Below are 23714 nucleotides of genomic sequence, written 5' to 3'. Positions count from 1 at the left end.
GAATGATCAAATTCATTCTTTTTCCGATGTAAGTTTTGCGCTCCTTACATCATAATTTCAACATACAGCACATAGTTTCCATAATTTTCAATATCTAAAAATAGTGAAATTATACATACTAATTGTAATTGTGGATATGGCCATTGTCAAGTAATGTCTATAGGCAGCATAGAAAAGCGTAAGCGCCTGCTGCTTGCGCTAGACAACAAAAAAGAAGCATCCTGTAACGAACGCTTCTTTTGCAATACAATTATTCAAATAATTCTTCTTGGGCAGCTGCGTTTTCTGCTTCTGCTACTGCCACCGGATTATCTAATCCATAGTGAGCACGCACTAGATCGCGTATTTCTACATAAAGGTCAGGATTTTCTTTAAGAAATTGCTTTGCATTTTCTCGACCTTGACCTAAGCGCTCTTCATTATAGGAGTACCATGCACCGCTTTTTTGAATAATATCAAGCTCTGATGCAATATCTATCAGTTCTCCTTCTCTAGTAATACCCTCTCCATACATAATATCTACTTCTGCTGTTTTAAATGGTGGCGCTACCTTATTTTTTACTACTTTTATTTTTGTTTTGCTTCCGACCATCTCGTTGCCTTGTTTAATTGTTTCAGCACGACGAACTTCCAGACGAATAGAGCTGTAGAACTTCAACGCCCTACCTCCAGTAGTAGTCTCGGGGTTTCCAAACATAACTCCAATTTTTTCACGAACTTGGTTAATGAATATAGCAATTGTTTTGGATTTGTTAATGGCACCTGATAATTTACGTAATGCCTGTGACATCAAACGCGCTTGTAACCCCATGTGGGAGTCACCCATTTCGCCTTCGATTTCAGCTTTTGGCACTAATGCCGCAACAGAGTCAATTACGATTATATCAACTGCACCGCTGCGTACTAGAGCATCAGCAATTTCTAATGCCTGCTCCCCTGTATCCGGTTGGGATAAAAGCAGCTCATCAATATTTACACCTAGCTTTTCTGCATAAACAGGATCAAGCGCATGTTCGGCATCGATAAACGCCGCTGTACCACCTAGCTTTTGTACTTCTGCAATCGCGTGGAGAGTTACAGTTGTTTTCCCTGAGCTTTCTGGTCCATACACTTCGATAATTCTTCCACGCGGATATCCGCCTACTCCAAGCGCAATATCAAGTGCTAATGAACCGCTTGATACCGTTGCTAGTTTTCTTTCAGCTTGCTCTCCTAGTTTCATAATCGAGCCTTTACCAAACTGTTTTTCAATGTCTTTTAATGCCCTTTCGAGGGCAGCTTTACGATCACTCATTTAAAATTAATTCCTCCTTCTACTAAACTACCACTATCATACCTGTTTTTTTTCATTTTGCCAACTTTTTATCGAACGTTTATTCGTTAAATTTTCATGGTAAAAAGTATAAAGAAATCCAATTTTCTCTAGAGCAAAATTAAAAATTCAGAAGGAAAACCCTCTGAATTTTTAATTTTTCAGATTCTCGATAAAATTTTTAATAAATGGAAATATCCATACTTTACGGATTTTGTTCGAATCCCGCTGCGGCTCCCTGCTAAGTTTAGCGTAAAAATTTTTGTCTTTTTCCCATTGATAGCTATACCAACAAATACAGTTCCAACCGGCTTCCCTTCTTGTTTATCAGGTCCTGCTACCCCCGTAAAGCTAATTCCAATATCGGTATTTAATAATTGTCTAACATTTTCGGCCATATATTGGACGCATTCCTGGCTTACAACTCCGTGAGCCGCAATAACGTCATTTGGGACCTTCAAGATATTTCGTTTAACCTCTGTATCGTAGCAGACAATGCTTCCCTTAAAGATACTAGAGGAACCCGCAAAATTAGTTAATTCATTTGCAAAACCACCGCCGGTTAAGCTTTCAGCACTTGAAACTGTCATCTTCTTTGTTTTCAATAACTCAAAGACTTCCTTATAAAGGGTCGAGCCGTTATATCCATAAAAATACTGACCGACACGATTTTGAATTGCCCTTTCAACCTCATCGAGCATCTTTGTAGCTTTCTCGAAGGATAAATCCTTAGCCGTTAGCCTTAAAGTCGCTTCCCCATCCTCTATTAAAGGGGCGATTGTAGGATTGGACTGGGCATCAATTAAGTCCAAAACCTCAGTTTCAAGCTGTGACTCACCAATACCAAAAAACTTTAAGACTCTTGATTCGATATGCTCCTTAATTTCGAGTTGTTCAAGCAAAAAAGGCCGACCATAATTGTTAAACATCGGTTTTAATTCAGATGGTGGTCCAGGAAAAAGCATATAAATTCGATCATTTTTAGATAAAGCTATACCGGGCGCCGTTCCAAAATCATTTTGAAGAACGGTTGAACCCTCAATAACTAAAGCTTGTTTTCTATTGTTCTCAGTCATCTGCCTATTTTGTCTCTTAAAATAGCTATCAATCTTATTGAGAACATTTGAATCCTCGGCTAGCCTTAGGGATAGAACTGAAGCCACTGTTTCTTTCGTTAAATCATCTTTGGTCGGCCCAAGTCCACCTGTAAAAATAATTAAATCCGACCTTTTGTTTGCTGTTTCAATCACTTCAATTAACCGTGCTTGATTATCACCGACAACAGAATGATAAAATACGTTTATTCCAATACGGGCAAGCACTATCGAAAGAAATTGAGCATTCGTATTGGCAATTTGACCTAGAAGCAGCTCCGTTCCAACAGCAATAATCTCAGCATTCATTAAAGTATTCCCCCCTTTTACTTTGAGCTTTTAAAAACGTGCATATTTTTAGCAAAATAATCCCAACCAGAAATAATTGTTAAAATAACAGCGATCCATAAAGTGATATCACCTAAAGGAATTCCAAAGCCAATAAAAGGAACATTATGAAGTAAAAGAGCGGAAATCGCGATAATTTGAAAAACAGTTTTCAATTTCCCCATTTGTCCCGCTGCCATTACTACCCCTTCCCCGGCGGCCACTAATCGTAACCCTGTAACAGCAAATTCACGGCTAATGATAACAATAACCATCCATGAAGGAGCAAGCTGTAATTCAACTAATACTATTAACGCAGCAGAAACAAGCAGTTTATCAGCCAATGGATCCAGAAACTTTCCCAGATTCGTAACAAGGTTATGCTTTCTCGCTAAATGGCCGTCGATCCAATCTGTTGTAGACGCGAGTATAAAAATAAGTGCACCAATGAAATGAGAAACAGGGGTGGATTCATTAATAATATATATTTCACCAAAATTAAAAGGAACCAGCATAAAAATTAAAAAAATTGGAATAAGTATGATTCTTGAAATTGTAATTTTGTTAGGTAAATTCAAGATTGTTCCTCCGTTCATTTATTTGTGCATGAAAGGGGCTGCCTAAAAACTTTGACATCCACAATACCAGTACGTAGCTACATTTGGTATTACTCGTGGATGCCAGACACATTTTAGACAGCCTAAATCACCATTATTGTGTTGCTTTATTAAATATAATCTTGATTTTTTGATGTACCTTTTCATTTGGTGGAAATGGGTATTCAAAATCCTGTCCATTAATTTTAACAGCCACGTCTAAAGTCCGCCCAATGTTAAATTCAATTTCTTGTTCTGCGGAGAAATCATAAGAAACTTTCTCTCCCTCTTTTAGTTCAGCGCCATAAAAGGATTTCCCCATACCATTTTTAATCCCGACATAACTTCTACCTGTTGAGGTCAATTCAACTGTAAATTGTTCCGCACCTTTCAATTCATAAGTCGTCGTAGGGGAATTCCCATTTCGCTGGTCAACCTGTACTAATTGTTGCTGTACCGTTTCTACTTCTGGTACTTCTTGCTCTGTTCCATTCGGTGTTTCATCAAGATCAGCCGGTACTTCTTCCGACTGTTGTGGCTCTTCAGGGGCCTCATTTGCATCATTTGGATTTACAATGGTTACATTTTCATCCTCTTGACTTTCAACAACAGGCCCACTGGCATTTCCTTCGTCTTTATCTGCTAGATCTAGTTTTTGCCAAAATAACCAAATAAAAACGAGCACACTAATCACTAAGACAACAACCAATATCTTTGGTAGCAAGGAAAAAAACAGGGAAGAAGTATTCGAAACAGAGGTTTGTTTCTTTTGGACTCTTGATAGTCCACTTGACACTTCTGCTTCAGTTTTCGGAACTTCTGAGGCATACTCATCAAAAAGTTTATCTGGGTCTATCCCAACAGCTTCAGCGTACTGCTTAATAAAGGCCCTTGCATAAAACTTCCCGGGAAGGATGTCATATTTTCCAGCCTCAATTGCTTGTAAGTATCTTTTTTGTATTTTAGTAATCGTTTGTAATTCATCTAGGGTCATGTTTTTTTGTTTTCGAGCTTCCTCTAAACGTTTTCCCAGTTCAGTCAATGATAACACCATCCATTTATTTCTCGTGAATAAAGTTAAAAATCAAAGGCTGAGAAGCCAAAGCCGGAATCAGTAGAAAGTTGTTGGTCGACAACATCATATGTGATTTCCTCATCATGATCATTTCTAAGTTCAATAATGTAATCAAAATCGTCTAGCGTATATTCAGAATGCCTTACAAAAATATCAGGATGTTCCACAACCTTTACTGCCTGCATTCGCATAATTTCCCGGACTAACTGCCAATGCTTTTCCGGTGCTCTCTTAGAAGACACAACCCCATCAATTATGTACAGATGGTCATTGTAATACTCGTCTTCAAGTAATTGACTGCGGATGGTTTGTTTTAATAATGTTGAAGACACAAATACCCACCTTTTATTAGCACACACACTTGCAGCAACGATTGATTCAGTTTTTCCAACCCTTGGCATTCCACGAATGCCAATTAACTTATGCTCGTTTTTCTTAAACAGTTCAGCCATAAAATCAACGAGAATTCCAATTTCAGCACGCACAAACCGAAATGTTTTTTTATCATCCTTTTCACGATGAATATAGCGGCCGTGCCTTACTGCCAAACGGTCTCTTAATGTGGGCTTTCGCAATTTCGTTACTCTTATATTTTCAATTGTATTAAGAATGGATTCGAGCCGTTCAATTTGCTGTTGTTTTTCACATTTAATTAAAAGTCCGCGGCGCATAGTTTCTACACCATTTATTGTAACAATATTAATGGATAACATACCTAATAAAGACGAGATATCACCAAGGAGTCCTGGACGATTGACAACAATCTCATACTCTAAATACCACTCTTCTTTTTCCATGGACTTCCTCCTTTATTCTGGTTGATTTTTCCTGTTTGCTTTTCAACTACTACTATAATAAATGATTTTATTGGAATAGAAAAGAATAATAAACAAATCCCGACAAAAAACGCAAAAGAGAGGTTCTATTTTAGAAGCCTCTCTTAAAAGGATGAGCCTGTAAAAAAGAGCTCATTATGACTTTTGCACTAATTTTACCATTATATTAGCAATTGCCTGTTGCTCCTCTTCAGAAGCAACATTCCAAAGCTCTGCTAACAGTTTTTGCTCTGGATTTTTTGGCTGAACCTCACCAGCTAAATAGTCTCCAACTTCAGCTGCAATGTCTGAAATTGTGTTTTGATCCATACCGTTGTTCTTAGCTTGGTTCATTCTGTCTTGCAAAAAGTCTTTCCACTGTTCAAAATTATCGAGTACTGACATCATAATCACTCCTTAAGGATTTGTTCTTTTATATAATGCCAAGTTCTCAAGAAATTATTCACGTAAACCATGCACCATTTATGTTTAAAATTTCACCGTTTATATAGGAGGATTTTTCTGAGATTAGAAAGGAAACGGCATGGCCAATTTCTTCTGGTCTCCCAAATCGCCCCATCGGTATTTCATCTAACATCGCTTGTTTATCCTGATCGGAAAAAAACGTCAGCATATTTGTATCGATCGTTCCTGGGGCAATGCCATTCACATTAATACCCGAAGGTGCCAATTCCTTCGCTAATGCTTTAACAAATGTATTTTGACCGCCTTTTACCATTGAATAAAGGACTTCACAGGACGCACCAACTGAACCCCAAATAGAAGAAATCACAATGATTTTTCCATACTTTTTCCTTACCATAGAAGGGATAGTATGCTTTGCGATTAAAAAAGGGCTTGTAATATGGAGCTGAACCATTTTTTGTACTTCCTCATCAGTTACATCCGTAATTAATCCAACATGGCTGAGACCGGCATTTAAAATTAACACATCGACGGAATGAGTGATAGCTTTAGTTAACTGATAAAATCCCTCTACACTTGATAAATCGGCACGGATGAATTTAGATTGTACTGACAAACTGCCTGCCAACTCATGAACTCCTTGTTCATTTTGATGATAATGTAAGTAAAGATTATATCCCCCCTCATTCGCTAAAGTCCGTGCAATGGCTTGGCCAATTCCGCCACTGGCCCCTGTAATTAACGCCCATTTTTCCATATAGGTTCCTCCGTCAAAAAAGCGCCCAAATATATCATGGGCGCACTTTTCTTTATTTAGGTACTACCTCACAAATGGTAAAACACTTCTCATCAAAAAGATCATTAGCCACTTCTTGTAAGTGGGATATTTGAATCCCTTCTAATACAGACACGATATCAAATAAATTCATTTCATTAAATTGATACCTTGTAAATTGGTTGGCAATGTACTCAGGTGAATTCAAAGCACGCAAAAAGGAACCAATTTTTTTCTTTTTAATTCTTGATAAATAATCCTCAGAAATGCTGTTAATATCAAAATGAAGCATGGTATCCTTTAGACGGCCCGCAAGCTGCTCTGGATTTTCTGTATCGCCACCGATCATCGCGAAACCAAAGCCGTATTCCTCCGTGTAATCAAAAGAAAAACTATCATCGATTAAACCATCATTATAAAGCTGCTCATAATTTTCCGAGCTTTTTCCGAATAATAAATCAAATAAAACATTTATTGTTAACTCCCGCTCTAATAACTCTTTCCCAGAACGCGTAGGATTCTTTGCTTTAAAACCAACAAGACATTTTGGGGTTTGAACCGGCATTTCTAATACTTGTTTCGCCGTTGCCACCTCAACTTGTTCGTCCTCAAAAAAGCGTTTAATTTCTTTTGCTTCCTTAAACTCTTTTTTGTTTTGGTTATCTCTGATTAACTTCATCATTTCCTCTTCATTAATAGGACCAACGACAAACAGGAGCATATTGCTCGGATGATAAAACGTTTCATAACAAGTATATAACAGATCCTTGTTAATTTTCGAAATCGATTCAATCGTACCGGCAATGTCAATTTTAACAGGATGCGTTTTATACATATTTTCAATCAAGCCAAAATAAACACGCCAATCAGGATTATCATCATACATCGTAATTTCTTGACCAATGATCCCTTTTTCCTTCTCAACGGTTTGATCACTGAAATACGGGCTTTGCACGAAATCTATTAAGGTTTCTAAATTTTCCTTCACGTTGGAAGTACTTGAAAATAAATAGGCCGTTCTCGTAAATGATGTAAAAGCATTGGCAGAGGCACCCTGTTTGCTAAACTGCTGGAATACATCGCCATCTTCTTTTTCAAAAAGCTTATGCTCTAAAAAATGAGCAATTCCGTCCGGTACTTTCAATTGCTCCGACCCACCTATTGGTACGAAGCGATTATCAATACTACCGTATTTCGTTGTAAACGTAGCATAGGTTTTATTAAAACCCTCTTTAGGCAGGAGATAGACATCTAATCCATTGGCCATTTTTTCGTGAAAAAGGGTTTCTTTAAGTTGATCAAAAACAATTTTCTCCATGTTTATGCTCCCTCCAATCCCCTAAGGAAGTAAATCGTATCAAGATTGACTTTTTTAGCGACCGCTTCCACTTCATCCTTAGTAACTTCATCAATTTTTGTTAGCCAATCATCTAAAGGGCGGCTGAATCCCGCAACAACATTATGATAAAGCACTTCTATTAATCCATTCGGAGTGTCAATCGTTTCTAAAATTTGATTTTTTAAGACTGCTTTTGTTTGGGAGAATTCATCATCCGTAAAATTGCCTTTTTTCATTTCCTCCATTTGTTCTTTAATAATATTGACGGCCTTTTGATAATTGGCAAACTCAATCCCGCTCATGATCATTAATAGCCCTTTATGGCTTTCGAACCTGGATGCAGCATAATACGCTAAACTTTCTTTTTCCCGTACATTGATAAATAGCTTAGAGTGAGAGAAACCGCCAAAAATACCATTATAGAGCTGCAGGGCAAAGTAATCATCATCATGGTACGTTACATTTGTACGGCAGCCAATATGCAGTTTTCCTTGTTTAATATCCTGTTCCTCGATAATCTCTTTTACATCGCTTACTTTTTTGTGAGCGACATTCGTTTTAACGAATCGCTTTTCACGGTTAGCCGGTAAACGAAATGCCTTTTCAGCTGCTTCCTTCACAGAATTTAAATTGATATCACCAACGATATAAAGATCGATTTCATCATTTTGTAATGCATTTTGATAATAATCATATAATACTTGGGCTGATATTTTATCTAGGTCATTGATATTTCCGTGAGCATTTAAGCGATAGGGCTCTTCTTCACACATTTCTTGAATGAGGCGCATATTGGCATATCGCATTTTATCATCATATACAGCCTGGATCCGAGATTTCAGTGCTCTTTTTTCTTTTTCAACAATGGAACCTAAGAAAACGCCATTTTCCATAACAGGTGATAAAAGAATCTCAGCGATAAGTTCCAATCCGTTTTTTAATAATGGTGTTTGATCTGTTAAATATTTTTCATTGGCGATATCCATTCTAATCGTAATGATTTGGTATTCACCCTTTTTAGCTACATCAATATTTAATGATGCACCATATAGTTCATCTAGTTTCGTTCGCAGTTTAAGAGTGGAAGGGAATTTTTCAGTACCACTTTGTAGAACATAGGGAAGAAGCGCTCTTGTCGTTACTGTATCTTCCTGTAGTGGGGCCTTCATCTTAAGAACGATTGTATTCGTTTTATATTTTAACGTTTCGATCCCATGAAGTGTAAATCCATCCAATTGTACACTTTCTTCCTTCATAAGATTCATCTAATTTCCTCCTCTTTTAGCTACACGCTTCAATAACTATTACTAACTTATATGTCACTATGTTTTGTCTAAATTTACGAAAATAAACTCATAAGTATTCCCAATATAATGCTATCTTACTAATTATTTCTAGTGAAAGCAAAAAAGAACCCCGAATGGAGTTCACATCATTGTCTAGCTCCAGCGCCTATCGCCTAGCAAACTTCAGGTCTCCTCCCTACGATAAGTCAACTAAGAATTGCTAACGCAATTCAAGTTTCCTTTATCGCTGTCGTTGTGCCCTCCAATTTGTACGGCGATGAGCAAGGCACTTCCGCTTTTCTACCTACCGTTTCCCTTTTATATAGGGTGTTCCTGAGGCCTTAGGCGCATCCGCTCTACCGATAAAACCGGTTAATGCCAAGATCGTCAATACATAGGGGGCAATTAATAAGTAGACAGTGGGCAAGTCTCTTAATCCTGGAATCATTTGTCCGGTAAAGCTTAAGCTTTGGGCTAATCCAAAAAAAAGCGCCGCCCCTAAAGCACCTATCGGATGCCATTTCCCGAAAATCATGGCTGCAAGTGCCATAAAGCCTTGTCCACTAATGGTAGCATGACTAAAGTCTCGTGATATAATCAAGGCATATATGGACCCTCCAATCCCACCTAGAGCACCACTGATCATTACTGCAATATAGCGCATCCTCGAAACATTAATACCCATTGTATCCGCAGCAAGGGGGTGTTCCCCAACTGACCGTAGCCGGAGACCAAAAGGGGTTTTATAAATCACATACCAGGAAATAATCGCAACTAATATGGCAATATAAGAGGTTACATAGGCATTGCTAAATAATAATGGTCCTATTATTGGAATATCAGAAAGAAACTTAACATCAATTTTATTAAAAACGGCATCAGAGGAAATTTGATCAGTTTGTCCTTTGCCATATATTTTTTTAACTAAAAATAAAGCGCCCCCAAGAGCAAGGAAATTAATGGCGACCCCACTGACAACTTGATCAGCTCTAAACGTAATCGATGCGACTGCATGTATTAAAGAAAACAGTGCACCAATAATCATCGCCGCTAAGACAGATAACCATGGGGTAAGCTCCCCTAAACGATCCGCAAATGTTAAATTAAAAACAATACCTGTAAAGGCTCCAACGACCATTAAGCCTTCTAGCCCAATGTTGACAATACCTGACCGTTCACTAAACACTCCACCTAAAGCTGTAAAAATAAGCGGAGCAGAAAAGAAAAGTGCAGAAGGGATGATGATTGCTAAAATGTCCATCAAACTCATTTACTTTCCCTCCTTCTTCAAGCGAGTCAGTACGAGACGAATTAAGTAGCTGGATGCAACAAAGAAAATAATCAAAGCGATGACAATATCCACTAATTCAATAGGCACACCAGCAGCTGAAGGCATTTCTAACGCGCCTACCTTAAGTGCTCCAAAAAGGATTGCGGCTAAAATAACGCCAAAGGCTGTATTCCCACCTAATAAAGCAACGGCAATCCCGTCAAAGCCAACTCCTGTAAAGCCAGATTTAACAGAAATATTTTCGAAGGTTCCTAAACCCTCCATTGCACCTGCCATACCTGCAAATGCTCCAGAAATGACCATTGATAATATAATGTTTTGACTAACATTCATACCAGCATACTTTGATGCATGTTGATTAAAACCAACGGCTTTTAATTCATAGCCTCTTGTCGTTTTTTCAAGCAAATACCACATAATGAGAGCTGTTAAAATCGCAACAAGAATGCCATAGTGCATGGTAGAATAATCTGTAAGTGCTTGTAAGAGTGACGACCTTAATGATGCTGAAGCTAATATTTTCTCAGATTTATATCCTTGATCTGATAAAACGGAGCGAATGATGGCGTTTACTACATGCAATGCAATGTAATTCATCATAATCGTCACAATAACCTCGTGAACCTTAAACCGAGCTTTTAAAAATCCGGGAATTCCTCCCCAAATTGCTCCTGCAAGGGCTGCGGCAAGGATCGCCAGCGGTAGATGGATTATTTTCGGTGCCTCGAAACTCACTCCAACCCATACGGCAGCAAGCCACCCTACCATTAACTGTCCTTCCACTCCAATGTTAAATAAGCCTGTACGAAAAGCAAAGGCGACAGCAAGACCAGCTAAGATATAAGGGGTGACTTGTCTAATTGTTTCACCGATATAATACTGGTCACCAAATGCACCTGATAGTAAAGCACTATAGCCACTAATGGGGTTAAACCCACTAACAAGCATGACAATGGCTCCGACAATAATTCCTAATAAAACAGCGAATACAGGTACAAGTACATTTGTTAAGCGGTTATTCATGAAGGAACACCTTCTTCCGTGCGCTTACTCCCAGCCATCAATAAACCCAATTCTTGTTCCGTTGTTTCTTTCGGGTCAACTGTGGCGACAATTTTCCCTTCATAGATAACGGCAATTCGGTCACTTACATTCATAATTTCATCAAGCTCAAAAGAAATTAATAAGACAGCCTTGCCATGATCCCGCTGCTCAATTAACCGTCTGTGAATAAATTCGATCGCACCTACATCGAGACCACGTGTGGGCTGGGCAGCAATTAATAATTCAGGATTACGGTCTACTTCACGGGCAATAATCGCCTTTTGTTGATTTCCGCCCGATAATGCTCGAGCTATTGTGAATTCATCAGGGGTTCTGACATCAAACTCTTCGATAAGCTGCCGAGCCTTTTTGCTTATTACATCAAATTTTAAGATGCCCTTATTCGAAAAAGGCCGTTTATAATACGTTTGCAACACCATATTCATACCAATTGGATAATCTAAAACAAGGCCATGTTTGTGTCTGTCTTGCGGAATATGAGCCATCCCTATTTCGGTTATTTTCCTTGGTGGAAGGTTCGTTATGTTTTTTTCATTTAGCGTGATGATCCCTGCATCAACCTTCGTTAATCCTGTAATCGCTTCTAATAATTCTGTTTGCCCGTTGCCATCGACACCGGCAATCCCCAATATTTCGCCTGCGTGGACTGTTAAATTCAAGTGATCAACAGCTGTTACATTTCTTGAATCTTTAACAACTAGATCTTCTATGATTAAAACTTCTTTTCCGGGGATTGTGGATATCTTCTCTGTCTTAAAGGTAACCTCACGCCCTACCATTAAGGACGCTAAATCGTTCGGATTCGTCTCGGAAACATTTACAGTCTTAATCCCCTTACCCTTTCGAATAACTGTTACGCGATCACATACTTCCATAATTTCTTTTAGTTTGTGAGTAATTAAAATAATCGACTTTCCTTCATTAATTAAGTTCCGCAGAATTTGAATTAACTCTTTTATTTCCTGCGGTGTCAATACAGCCGTAGGTTCATCAAAGATCAAAATTTCTGCTCCACGGTAAAGGGTCTTCAAAATTTCGACCCGTTGCTGCATACCGACCGAAATATCTGCTATTTTTGCGGATGGATTTACAGCGAGCCCATATCTCTCGGATAAAGCTCTAACTTCCTCTTCTGCTTTTTTTATATTAATTTTGCCAGCCTTTGAAGGTTCACTCCCTAATATAATATTTTCGGTTACAGTAAAGATATCGATAAGCATAAAATGCTGGTGCACCATACCAATTCCAAGGTCATTGGCAATATTCGGATTCGATATGTTGACTTTTTCGCCTTGAACACGGATTTCCCCGCCATCCGGCTGGTATAATCCAAATAAGACATTCATTAGTGTTGATTTCCCAGCTCCATTTTCTCCCAAAAGCGCATGGATTTCTCCCTGTTTCAACTGTAAGGTAATATTATCATTGGCCACAAAGCCGCCGAATTCTTTACGGATATTTAACATTTCGATTACATATTCACTCAAGTACCTCACTCCTCTTAAAAGTACAGTGTAATCAAATACGCCTTGGCGTATTTGTGCCCGGATTTTTTCGAGCTTGCTCGAAAAACTACATTTGAAAATCCGAGGCATCCGCCGGAGGCTTTAACTTTATTCGCAGAATAAAGTTAATCGAAAGAGATAAAGCGCCTAGTTATCCCTTAGGCGCTTCCTATTTTCCGATTATCATCATACTTCAAATTTATCGTACTCCGCACGAGTGTGTGGTACTTTAATGTCCCCGTTGACAATTTTCTGTTTCCAATCATCAACAGCTTTCAGCACTTCATCTGAAAGATTTTCTTTTGAATCAGCAATGCCAACACCATCGACATCAAGACCATATTCGAGAACCTGACCGCCAGGGAAATCCCCTTCCATTGTACGTTTCGCAAGATCCTGAACAGCAGTATCTACCCGCTTCACCATAGAAGTAAGGGTGACCTCATTTCCATGTTCAAGTGCCTGATCTTTGTCGACACCAATCACCCATAGTTCACGGTTAGGATCTTTTGTTTTTAAATCTTTTGCTTCAGAGAATATTCCATTTCCAGTTCCACCTGAAGCATGGTAAATGATGTCAATTCCAGAAGCATACATGCTCGCAGCTATTTGCTTACCGGAATCGGCTTTGGTGAATGATCCAGCATACTGAACTTCAACCGTTGCATTGGGATTTGCAGCTTTAACACCGGCTCTAAAACCACTTTCGAACTTCTCGATTAATGGAGACTCAACACCACCGACAAATCCAATTTTATTCGTTTTCGTTGTTAATCCGGCAACCACACCAGTTAAAAAGGAGCCTTCATGCTCTTTAAAGGTGAGGCTGGCTACATTGGGCTTTTCAACAACACTATCAATGATTGCAAATTGGGCGTCAGGCTTTTGGTCGGCAATTTCCGAAATCGCATCCGTCACTAAATAGCCTACGCCAAACACTAGCTTGTAGCCACTTCTTACTAGCTTATTCAAGTTTGGGGCATAATCTGCATCACTAGTAGACTGCAGATATGCATAACCGCCTTCGCCTTCTTTAAGATTATTTTCCTTAGCAAATTCCTTGATCCCTTCCCAAGTTAGCTGGTTGAATGATTTATCATCAATCCCACCCATATCAGTTACCATTGCTAGACTAAATCCTTTTTCCTCTTCGGCGGGTGCTCCTTCACCTGCGTTTTCTTTATTGTCTTTTCCTTTATCGGCAGTTCCACAACCACCGAGGATCGTACTTGCTGCAAATAGAACGGAAATCAAAAGACCAGCTTTTTTTCTAGCCAAGTTCAGTCCTCCCTTTAATAGATTTTCGTTCTTATTTTGCACAAGAATTATGTAATTATTACGCCCTTTTTCTTAAGACATGGAAACTAAACTTGTCCGCTCTGAAATAATTGCAAGAGTAAAAAGTTGGCCGATCATTTTGATCGAAATGCATTTGTTTCATAACTAATAAAGATGCATCTACCTCACAATGTAGGCTGGGTGAAATTTTCTCAGAAAATCCTAAAGGCTCAATATTTGTGACCGCATACGTAATATGACAGCCTACTTCTCTTTCAAATAATTCAAAAATAGAACCCAATTCATGAGTGTAATTTTTCGGCAAAATGGAACTTGGAATTTGATCAATACAATAGACTACAGGCTCATCATCAGAAGTTCTAACACGTTCAATTACAACAATTTCCTCGTCATAGGAACAATTAAATTTACTCACGTCGTCTGCTGTTGCTTGTCTAGATGTGGAAGAGACGAAAATGGTCCCTGGTTTTTTACCAGCCCGGTTAATCATATCTGTTACGCTAAATAATTCCTCAATGCCTGAAGTAAAAAGCGGCTTCGGATTGATAAATGTTCCTACCCCGTGTCTACGAATGATGATACTTTCTTCTTCCAACACACGTAATGCCTCTCTTAATGTTGCCCTGCTAATTCCCAGCTGTTTTGCTAATTCAAATTCCGGCGGAAGCTTCTCATCCTCTTTATAAAGCCCTCTATCTATATCATTTTTAATTTTATCGACTACCTGTAAATAAAGATGTCTAGTATCCGGTTTAATATTCATTGGTTTCCTCCATGGTTAATGATGAGACATCAGACCTCTGACCTGTATTCTTAACTATACCATAAAAAAAGAAGAGTGAACATGATGCTCACTCTTTATTGATTTGATACCTCATCTTTAATTTTTGATACCAATACAGCCCGCGGCTTACTACCCTCATAGGGTCCGACTATTCCTTTAGCTTCCATAGCGTCGATAAGCCTTGCTGCCCTTGTATAGCCTATTCTGAATCGTCTTTGCAGCATCGATACGGAAGCAGTTTGCATTTCTGTTATTAATTCTACTGCATCATCAAATAAATCATCATCAACCTCTATCGTTACTTCCGTTTCCTCAGTAGGCATCATTTCTTCATGATACTGTGCCTTTTGTTGAGAAATAACATAATCAACAACTTCCTCCACTTCTGAGTCGGAAACAAAAGCACCTTGGACTCGAACAGGCTTTGAAGCACCCACAGGTAAAAATAACATATCGCCTCGACCTAAAAGTTTCTCGGCACCGCCCATATCGATGATCGTTCTTGAATCAACGGATGAGGACACACTAAACGCGATTCTTGATGGAATATTCGCTTTAATAACCCCAGTGATAACATCAACTGATGGGCGCTGTGTTGCAATAATTAAATGAATGCCGGCCGCTCGTGCCATTTGGGCAAGCCTTGTAATCGCATCCTCAACATCATTTGAAGCGACCATCATTAAATCAGCAAGCTCGTCAACAATCACGACAATAAATGGTAATTCAAGTTGCTTTTCGCCTGTCTCCTGATTGTGGATTCTAATATGATCATTATACCCTTCAATATTTCGTGTACCAGTGTGTGAAAATAATTCGTAGCGTCGTTCCATTTCCGAAACAACCTTTTTTAAGGCTTGTGATGCTTTCTTAGGATCTGTGACAACCGGTGTTAATAAATGTGGTATTCCGTTATACATATTCAGTTCAACCATTTTTGGGTCAATCATCATTAGTTTTACTTCATGTGGCTTGGCCCTCATGAGAATACTTATAATAATTCCGTTAACACACACACTTTTCCCGCTTCCGGTTGCACCCGCAACAAGAAGATGCGGCATTTTATTTAGTTCGGTTAAAATTGCTTCACCTGATATATCACGTCCAAGTCCAACCATTAACTTAGCATTTGGATTATTATTTTTTGATTCTAAAACTTCCCGTAACGAAACCATCGCAATTTCCTGGTTAGGAACTTCAATTCCTATCGCAGATTTACCGGGAATTGGGGCCTCAATCCGGATATCTTTAGCGGCCAAGGCCAATGCTAAATCATCACTTAAACTTACGATCTTGCTAACTTTTACACCAACATCAGGATGAACTTCATACTTTGTAACCGCAGGTCCTAAATGAACCTTTCTCACCCTTGCTTTAACACCAAAACTCTCAAAGGTTTTTTCCAATTTCTGGGCATTGATTGAAATTAATTTTTTCTCTTGGTTTTGACTATTATGTATTGGCTTTTTTAATAGCTCATTTGTCGGCAATTGATAAGCTTCATTGGCGACTTCCGTAAAGGTCATTGATACTGTCGCATCCGCTCTTTCTTCGTGCTCGTCCGCCTCTTTTTTAGTGTTTGTTTGCTGGTGATCGATCTCTTCCCTATGAAGACTAGCAGAAGTATCATTACTAGCTACTTCATTAAAATCAGAAATGATCGGTGCTACCTCTTCATGGTAGCCATGATCTAAAATAATCGTTTCGTTTTTTCCCTCTTCAATTTCAATCTCTTCTGCTACAGTCTTTGCTTTATTTTTTCGGCTTTCCTTATTCTTCTGTTTTTTTCTTCTGCTTGAAAGTTTACCTTTTACATCAGCGACAAAACCAATAAACTGGTTTTTAATAAATTGAAATATCCTTTGGCCGGCCGTTGTTAAAATATCATGGATTGAAATTCCCGTTAAAAGAATAAGCCCAATCATCATAAGGAATAAAAAAATAATCTTAGTTCCCATCGCACCAAAAAGGAAATAGGATATTGCAAAAAGAATCGCTCCGATCATTCCTCCTCCTAGGACGAGCGAGGCCCCTCCTTTAACCTCACCCCAAAATTGACTCCAGGTATTTTTCAGAATGGAGGGATTCCCTAATGGGGCTTGATTATTAATTTCCGCAAAAGTTTCTACATGCGAATATAGCAAAAGAGCCGCAATTATAACATAAGCCCCAGCCAATCTCCTTGTAGCGAAACGAGGCCATTTTCGTTTAATAATAAAATATAGCGACAGGAGTAAGAGTCCTCCTAATAATAGGCTGTACCATTCCCCAAAAAAGAAACGGGATAACTCGATTAATGCCCGACCGATAAAACCGCCAATATTGGCAAGAGCGATAATTGATATTGCCAGAAGCACGAGTCCTCCAAGTTCATATGTCAGCGTCCTCTTCCAGTCTAATGCTCTTTTTTCGGATCTTTTTTTCTTAGATTTTGCCATATCAATCACCTTGATCTAAAAGTATAAAAAAGGAAAGCAGCCGAGTAAAAGGCTGCTTCGTTCGTTTTTATTTATTATACCATAATGTTAATAAAATCGACTTAAAATTGTGGTTTCAACATGATAATTGATCCCGGTGAGTAAGCATTATTTAAAAAATCGTATGGATTTGTACTTAAAACTTGGACAACTCGGCACTCTTCATTAGAAAGTGGCTCCACTACTAATGATAAGCCATTGACATTTATAATGGACTGTTTTGAGTAGGAATCAAGGTTTTCTTGAAAAATTAATTCATGCGGCATTGTCGTATACATGATCATTGCAGAATCTCACTTTCATTAGTTGAGGTTGAGGTAGTCATCCGTTTTTCCTCAATTAATTGGTTTAATTTTGCAATTGCTTTACCTACCCCTCCAACCTCATTAATAAGACCGTATTTTACTGCATCCTTTCCAACAACATTTGTACCAATATCACGGGTTAGATTCCCTTTTGAAAGCATTAGTTCCTTAAAACGATCTTCTGTTATGTTAGAATGCGATGTAACAAATGAGACAACTCTATCTTGCATCTTATCTAAGTATTCAAACGTTTGTGGGACCCCAATGACAAGACCTGTTAGACGAACAGGGTGGATGGTCATCGTTGCTGTTTCAGCAATAAACGAATAATCAGCACTTACCGCAATCGGAACTCCGATCGAATGACCACCACCGAGTACAATCGACACAGTCGGCTTCGATAATGATGCAATCATTTCAGAAATAGCAAGACCGGCCTCAACATCACCACCGACCGTATTCAAAATTAGTAATAACCCTTCAATTTTCGGATTTTGCTCAATCGCTACAATTTGTGGAATTAAATGTTCATACTTTGTCGTTTTATTTTGCGGTGGTAATTGCATATGACCTTCAATTTGTCCAATGATTGTTAAGCAATGTATATTTGATTCCTGTCCCATTTGCGGTACATTTGTTTGCCCTAATTGTTGAATTTTATCTACTAAAGAATCTTTAACATCTTTTTGTTCCTGATCGGAATCGCTTTGCTCCATAGACGGTTTGTTTTCGAAATTTGCCATAATGGAACTCCTTTCATTAAATCAAAGTATCTATAGTATGAATCCCAACAGAGCATTTAATTCTATAAAAGAAAAGAACTGACCAAATGTGGTCAGTTCCGCTTTTTAAATTTCCATTATGATCGGCAAAATCATTGGTCTTCTTTTTGTTTTTTCGAATAAAAAGTGACTAAGCGATTCTCGTATACTTGTTTTTAATGTAGACCAATCGATTGTACGATCTTTCATGCACTTCATAATAATCTGCTGCACGATTTCGTTTGATTTATCAAATAATTCTTCGGATTCTCTAACATATACAAATCCTCTTGAAATGATTTCAGGTCCAGAAATAATTTGATTCTTTTCTTTTGATAGAGTAACTACGACGATTAATATGCCATCTTGAGATAATAGTCGTCGATCTCTTAAAACAATATTACCGACATCACCAATCCCTAGGCCATCTATTAACACATTGCCAGCTGGAATTTTCCCCGCTATTCGTGCTTGATCATTTTTAAACTCAAATACATCTCCATTTTCCATTAAAAAGATTTGGTCTGAATCCATCCCTGTAGATTCAGCAATCTTAGCATGGGCCCGCTGCATTTTATATTCCCCTTGGATCGGGATAAAAAACATAGGGTTCATGACACTGATCATCATTTTTAACTCTTCTTGACTGGCGTGACCGGAGACATTTATTTTTCTTTGCCCGTAAATAACATTAGCTCCTGTCCTGAAAAGTAAATCTATCGTAGTTGAAACAAGCTTTTCATGACCTGGTATGGTTGAAGCTGCAATAATGACAGTATCATCTGGTTTAATAGAGGTTTGCTTATGTGATTTACCTGCCATTCTTGCCAAGGCCTCTAAAGGTTCTCCTTGAACACCAGTAGTCAAGATAAGAACACGTTGATCATTCCACTTTTCAATTTCTGAAATCGGTATCATTAATTTTTCTGGAATGTCGATATATCCAAGCTCCATCGATATTTCGATAACCCGTTTCATACTATTGCCAATAATAGCAACCTTTCTATCCGTCAGCACAGCTGCATCAAATACTTGTTGTATACGATGAATATTGGATGCGAAAGTTGCAACAATAACACGACCTTCAGCAGTTCGTATACAATCACATAGTTCTTCACCTACTGAGCTTTCAGATCCTGTCGTGCCAGGAATTTCAGCATTCGTGCTATCAGATAATAGACAAAGAACACCTTCTTTTCCGAGCCTAGACATTTTAAAGAAGTCAAAGCGAACACCGTCTGCTGGTGTTTGATCTAATTTAAAGTCCCCCGTATGAACGACCGCTCCATGTGAAGTATGTACTACAATCCCCACCGAATCCGGAATACTATGAGTTGTCCTAAAAAAAGATACACTAGCATATTCAAATTCCAAAACCGTATCCGCATGAATTTCCTTTAACAAATTACCATATTTCAGTCCAGATTCCTCTAATAAATTGGCAACTAACCCAATCGTCAACTTTGTTCCATATATTGGAACCCGGATACGTCTTAAGACATAAGCTAACGACCCAATATGGTCCTCATGCCCATGGGTAAGAAAGATCCCTTTAATTCGAGAAACATTTTCTTGTAGATATGTAATATCTGGGATTACAGCATCGATTCCAAGCAATTCATCTTCCGGTAATTTTAATCCAGCATCGATGACAAAGATTTCAGGACCTACCTCAACGACATACATATTTTTACCGATTTCCCCTAGGCCCCCAAGAGCAAATATTCTAACTGGATTGTTTTCTTTCTTTACCAATTCTTATCCTCCTATTCAGTTTTGAACCGCTCTAAGTCACTTGCATTTATTATACCGTATGGAAGAATTTTAGTACAAGTAAAAACGAGCCTAAATATAGGCTCGTTTAGAATTTCAATCATTTAGTATTTTTTTAATAAATCATCAATTATTAATTGCTTTTCCTTTTGCAATGGGACTAACGGTAACCTTACGGAACCAGTGTCAATCCCTTTTGCCTGTAATGCATACTTAAGCGGCACCGGATTAGGTCCGATAAACAGCCCTTTCATGATTGGCAATAAGCGCCGGTGTAATTGGGCTGCTTTTTTTACATCTCCGTTTTCGAATAGTGAAATCATTTCTTGCATTTCATTTCCAATAATGTGGGATGCGACAGAAATAACACCTCTACCGCCGATTGATAACACTGGCAATGTGTTGCTATCATCACCGGTGTATAAATAAAAATCGTCATCCGTCAGTGAAATAATTTCCGCCATTGCATTTAAGTCTCCGCTTGCTTCCTTCACAGCAACGATATTTTTAACTTTCGATAATTTAATAATTGTATCTACAGATATATTAATACTGCAACGCCCCGGAATATTGTAGATCATAACCGGCAGATTCGTTTCAGTTGCTATTGCCTTAAAATGCTCATATAACCCATCTTGGTCAGGTTTGTTGTAGTAAGGGGCAACAAGCATGACGGCAGTTGCTCCAGCCTTTTCTGCTTTTTTCGTCAGTTCAATTGAGGCGCGAGTATTATTGCTACCAGTCCCCGCAACTACTGGAACTCTTCCATTTACCACCTCCACGACGTGGCGATATAAAGCGACTTTTTCTTCTGTTGTTAGAGTAGGAGATTCTCCTGTCGTTCCAGCCACAATCAGCGAATCCGTTCCATTATCCAACAAATAGTTCACTAAATCCGTAGCCCTATCAAAGTCAATATTACCATTTACATCAAATGGTGTTACCATGGCTGTACCGACGCGACCAAAAACCATTTTGTTCAACCCCTTACAAAATTCATATTTCACAGTCCAGCTACAGCTCCCAGCGACTAGTAGACTTCGCTTGACGGTCGCTTCGCTTTCTATTGACAAAATTCGTCATGCAATGAATTTACAGCCCGAACCATGTCTTCCTCATGAACGAGAACCCAAATGGTTGTATGACTATCAGCTGACTGAAGAATTTGAATCCCTTCCTTAGAAAGGGCACTTACAATTCTAGCCGTAACTCCAGGAACTCCTGTCATGCCTGCACCAACCGCTGAAACTTTAGCACAGCTTCGAATTACCTTTGGCTCATAGCCTAATTCCTTTAATACGGCAATTGCACGGTCTGTCATTTTGTCCATTACTGTATATATGATTGCATTTGGTGAAATATTAATAAAATCTACACTAATTCCTTCTTGGGCCATTGCTTTGAAAACTTCAGATTGAATATTATAATGCCCTTCAATCGGTGTTACTGTTATTTGTGTAACATTGGGAACGTGCGCAATACCAGTAACAACCCGATCGTGAATGTCACTGCCTTTTGTATTCACAACAGCCGAAGTAACCAGTGTTCCTGGTCCATTTGAATATGTTGAACGTACTCTAAGTGGAACCTTTGCCTGCATTGCTATTTCAACTGCACGGGGGTGAATGACCTTTGCACCTTGATGCGCTAGATTACAGATCTCATTGTAGGTCATAACTGTTAAAGGACGTGCCCCCTCCACAATTCGAGGATCAGCGGTCATTACACCTTCCACATCTGTGAAAATATCAATAAATTCTGCGTTTAGGGCTACACCCAATGCCGCTGCCGATGTGTCGCTGCCGCCTCTACCAAGAGTGGTTACTTCACCAGCTTTGGAAGACCCTTGAAATCCTGCAACTACGACAACATCATGAGTTTCAAGTTCCTCTAGCACACGGTCACATTTCATTTCTATTATTTTTGCGTTTGAATGCTCATCATTTGTATGAAAACCTGCCTGTGCGCCTGTCAAGGCTATTGCAGGTATTCCGTTTGTATTTAGCATATTCGAAAAAACAATGGCAGATATCGTTTCGCCACAGGAAAGTAATAAATCGTGCTCACGATTACTGATCTTTGAGACGTTTACAAGGCTTTGTAGTGTATCAGTCGCATAGGGATCACCTTTTCTCCCCATTGCCGATACAACTACAACGACCTTATAACCATTACTCAAAGCTTTTTCAATATGTGATTTAGCACGAACCCTGCTATCTTCGTCCTTAACTGATGTTCCGCCAAACTTTTGGACGATGATTTTCATCGAGACACCTCTTCTAAGTTGTAGTTATAATTTTTATTCTAGTGCCAAGTTGAATATATCATTTAGATTTATTTAACAATCCCTAATGAAATCAAGCGCTCAGCAATTTGAACTGAATTCCATGCAGCACCTTTTAATAAATTATCAGATACGATCCACATATGGAATCCTTTGTCATTATCCAAATCTTTGCGAATACGGCCAACAAATGTTTCAAATTTACCAGCAGCAGTAGATGCCATTGGGTATACTTGCTCCTCAGGCTGATCTTCTAAAATAATTCCTTCAGCAGAAGCTAAAAGGTCCTTCAACTCTTGGACAGTAACGCCTTCTTTCTCCACTTCAATATAAACTGACTCAGAATGTCCATATTCCACAGGGATTCTCACACATGTTGCCGCTACAGATAATTCAGGGATGTGCATAATTTTCTTAGTTTCATTAATCATTTTCATTTCTTCAAACGTGAAGCCATTTTCTGTAAACTTATCGATTTGTGGAATGGCATTGAAGGCAATTTGGTAATGCTTTTTATCTGCACCACATGGTAAAATTTCTGGTGTAAATGCTTCCCCATTTAATATCGCTTGGGATTGCTCTTTCATTTCTTTAATTGCCATTGCACCTGCACCTGATACTGCTTGGTACGTGGAAACAATAACCTTATTCAAGCCCAATGCTTTTCTAATTGGTTCTAATGCTACAACCATTTGAATAGTTGAGCAGTTTGGATTAGCAATAATTCCTTTATGCTGATGAATATCAGCCTCATTCACTTCTGGTACTACTAATGGAACCTCTGGGTCCATCCGAAATGCACTTGTGTTATCTACACAAATTGCTCCTCTTTTTGCTGCTTCCGGTGCTAATTGTTTTGAAACTGATCCACCGGCACTAAATAATGCAATGTCAACACCTTCAAAGCTTTCAGGCTTAGCCACCTGAACAACATGCTCTTCACCTTTGAATAAAAGCTTTTTGCCTGCTGAACGTTCTGAAGATAGTAATGTTAGTTTTGAAATTGGGAAGTTTCTTTTCTCTAGTGTAGATAACATTTTCTCCCCTACTGCTCCTGTTGCTCCAACTACTGCTACATGGTATCCTTTTACATTTTCCATACTTTTCCCCTTCCCTCTATTACCA

Annotated in this window: 21 protein-coding genes; all 21 read right to left on the bottom strand. The window is 38.7% G+C overall.

Annotation, left to right across the window (positions count from 1 at the left end; translation table 11 throughout):
* Positions 1-250: 250 nt before the first annotated feature.
* Positions 251-1294, bottom strand: a complete 1044-nt coding sequence (gene recA / locus P9E47_RS16565; RefSeq protein WP_003330382.1) for a recombinase RecA — start codon at positions 1292-1294, stop codon at positions 251-253.
* A 179-nt stretch (positions 1295-1473) separates the two neighbouring features.
* Complete coding sequence (locus P9E47_RS16560; protein ID WP_326164061.1) at positions 1474-2715, bottom strand: competence/damage-inducible protein A; 1242 nt, start codon at positions 2713-2715, stop codon at positions 1474-1476.
* A 17-nt stretch (positions 2716-2732) separates the two neighbouring features.
* Positions 2733-3311: a CDP-diacylglycerol--glycerol-3-phosphate 3-phosphatidyltransferase gene (gene pgsA / locus P9E47_RS16555; protein ID WP_003330380.1), complete on the bottom strand. Its 579-nt coding sequence runs from the start codon at positions 3309-3311 to the stop codon at positions 2733-2735.
* A gap of 133 nt (positions 3312-3444) precedes the next feature.
* Positions 3445-4380 carry a helix-turn-helix domain-containing protein gene (locus P9E47_RS16550; protein WP_235786709.1) on the bottom strand — a complete coding sequence of 312 codons (936 nt, stop codon included), beginning with the start codon at positions 4378-4380 and terminating at the stop codon, positions 3445-3447.
* A 26-nt stretch (positions 4381-4406) separates the two neighbouring features.
* Entirely contained in the window at positions 4407-5201 is a 795-nt protein-coding gene (locus P9E47_RS16545) for a DUF3388 domain-containing protein (RefSeq protein ID WP_003330378.1), read from the bottom strand.
* A gap of 174 nt (positions 5202-5375) precedes the next feature.
* Positions 5376-5624, bottom strand: coding sequence for a DUF3243 domain-containing protein (locus P9E47_RS16540; protein WP_003330377.1), 249 nt, complete (start codon positions 5622-5624; stop codon positions 5376-5378).
* Positions 5625-5682: 58 nt separating this feature from the next.
* The gene (gene ymfI / locus P9E47_RS16535) at positions 5683-6402 is read right to left on the bottom strand and encodes an elongation factor P 5-aminopentanone reductase (RefSeq protein WP_003330376.1); all 720 of its coding nucleotides are present in this window, start codon (positions 6400-6402) and stop codon (positions 5683-5685) included.
* A gap of 52 nt (positions 6403-6454) precedes the next feature.
* On the bottom strand, positions 6455-7738 hold the full coding sequence (yfmH, locus tag P9E47_RS16530; RefSeq protein ID WP_003330375.1) for an EF-P 5-aminopentanol modification-associated protein YfmH: 1284 nt from the start codon (positions 7736-7738) through the stop codon (positions 6455-6457).
* A gap of 2 nt (positions 7739-7740) precedes the next feature.
* On the bottom strand, positions 7741-9015 hold the full coding sequence (gene yfmF, locus P9E47_RS16525) for an EF-P 5-aminopentanol modification-associated protein YfmF (RefSeq protein WP_039957073.1): 1275 nt from the start codon (positions 9013-9015) through the stop codon (positions 7741-7743).
* Positions 9016-9349: 334 nt separating this feature from the next.
* Positions 9350-10315: an ABC transporter permease gene (locus tag P9E47_RS16520; RefSeq protein ID WP_003333448.1), complete on the bottom strand. Its 966-nt coding sequence runs from the start codon at positions 10313-10315 to the stop codon at positions 9350-9352.
* The gene (locus tag P9E47_RS16515; RefSeq protein WP_035193684.1) at positions 10316-11359 is read right to left on the bottom strand and encodes an ABC transporter permease; all 1044 of its coding nucleotides are present in this window, start codon (positions 11357-11359) and stop codon (positions 10316-10318) included. It lies immediately after the preceding gene.
* Entirely contained in the window at positions 11356-12867 is a 1512-nt protein-coding gene (locus tag P9E47_RS16510; protein WP_326164080.1) for an ABC transporter ATP-binding protein, read from the bottom strand. The genes P9E47_RS16515 and P9E47_RS16510 overlap by 4 nt, the downstream gene beginning before the upstream one ends.
* A gap of 225 nt (positions 12868-13092) precedes the next feature.
* Positions 13093-14184, bottom strand: coding sequence for a BMP family lipoprotein (locus P9E47_RS16505; RefSeq protein ID WP_003333445.1), 1092 nt, complete (start codon positions 14182-14184; stop codon positions 13093-13095).
* 58 nt (positions 14185-14242) lie between these two features.
* Positions 14243-14968, bottom strand: coding sequence for a GntR family transcriptional regulator (locus P9E47_RS16500; protein WP_003333443.1), 726 nt, complete (start codon positions 14966-14968; stop codon positions 14243-14245).
* Positions 14969-15063: 95 nt separating this feature from the next.
* Positions 15064-17427: an FtsK/SpoIIIE family DNA translocase gene (locus P9E47_RS16495; RefSeq protein WP_326164059.1), complete on the bottom strand. Its 2364-nt coding sequence runs from the start codon at positions 17425-17427 to the stop codon at positions 15064-15066.
* A 101-nt stretch (positions 17428-17528) separates the two neighbouring features.
* Positions 17529-17750, bottom strand: coding sequence for a YlzJ-like family protein (locus P9E47_RS16490; RefSeq protein ID WP_003332603.1), 222 nt, complete (start codon positions 17748-17750; stop codon positions 17529-17531).
* Positions 17747-18487 (bottom strand): ClpP family protease, encoded by a 741-nt coding sequence (locus P9E47_RS16485; RefSeq protein WP_035193799.1) that lies wholly within the window; start codon positions 18485-18487, stop codon positions 17747-17749. The genes P9E47_RS16490 and P9E47_RS16485 overlap by 4 nt, the downstream gene beginning before the upstream one ends.
* 132 nt (positions 18488-18619) lie before the next feature.
* Positions 18620-20287 (bottom strand): ribonuclease J, encoded by a 1668-nt coding sequence (locus P9E47_RS16480; protein ID WP_003332600.1) that lies wholly within the window; start codon positions 20285-20287, stop codon positions 18620-18622.
* 122 nt (positions 20288-20409) lie between these two features.
* Positions 20410-21279, bottom strand: coding sequence for a 4-hydroxy-tetrahydrodipicolinate synthase (gene dapA / locus P9E47_RS16475; protein WP_326164057.1), 870 nt, complete (start codon positions 21277-21279; stop codon positions 20410-20412).
* A gap of 89 nt (positions 21280-21368) precedes the next feature.
* Positions 21369-22571, bottom strand: coding sequence for an aspartate kinase (gene dapG, locus P9E47_RS16470; RefSeq protein WP_326164055.1), 1203 nt, complete (start codon positions 22569-22571; stop codon positions 21369-21371).
* A 68-nt stretch (positions 22572-22639) separates the two neighbouring features.
* The gene (locus P9E47_RS16465) at positions 22640-23689 is read right to left on the bottom strand and encodes an aspartate-semialdehyde dehydrogenase (protein ID WP_326164053.1); all 1050 of its coding nucleotides are present in this window, start codon (positions 23687-23689) and stop codon (positions 22640-22642) included.
* Between the last annotated feature and the right edge of the window lie 25 nt (positions 23690-23714).

It is taken from the genome of Schinkia azotoformans, assembly GCF_035811335.1.
GTDB lineage: Bacteria > Bacillota > Bacilli > Bacillales > Bacillaceae_J > Schinkia > Schinkia azotoformans.
The sequence above is the reverse complement of the archived record's forward strand: the minus strand, read 5'-3'. Positions and strand labels throughout refer to the sequence as shown.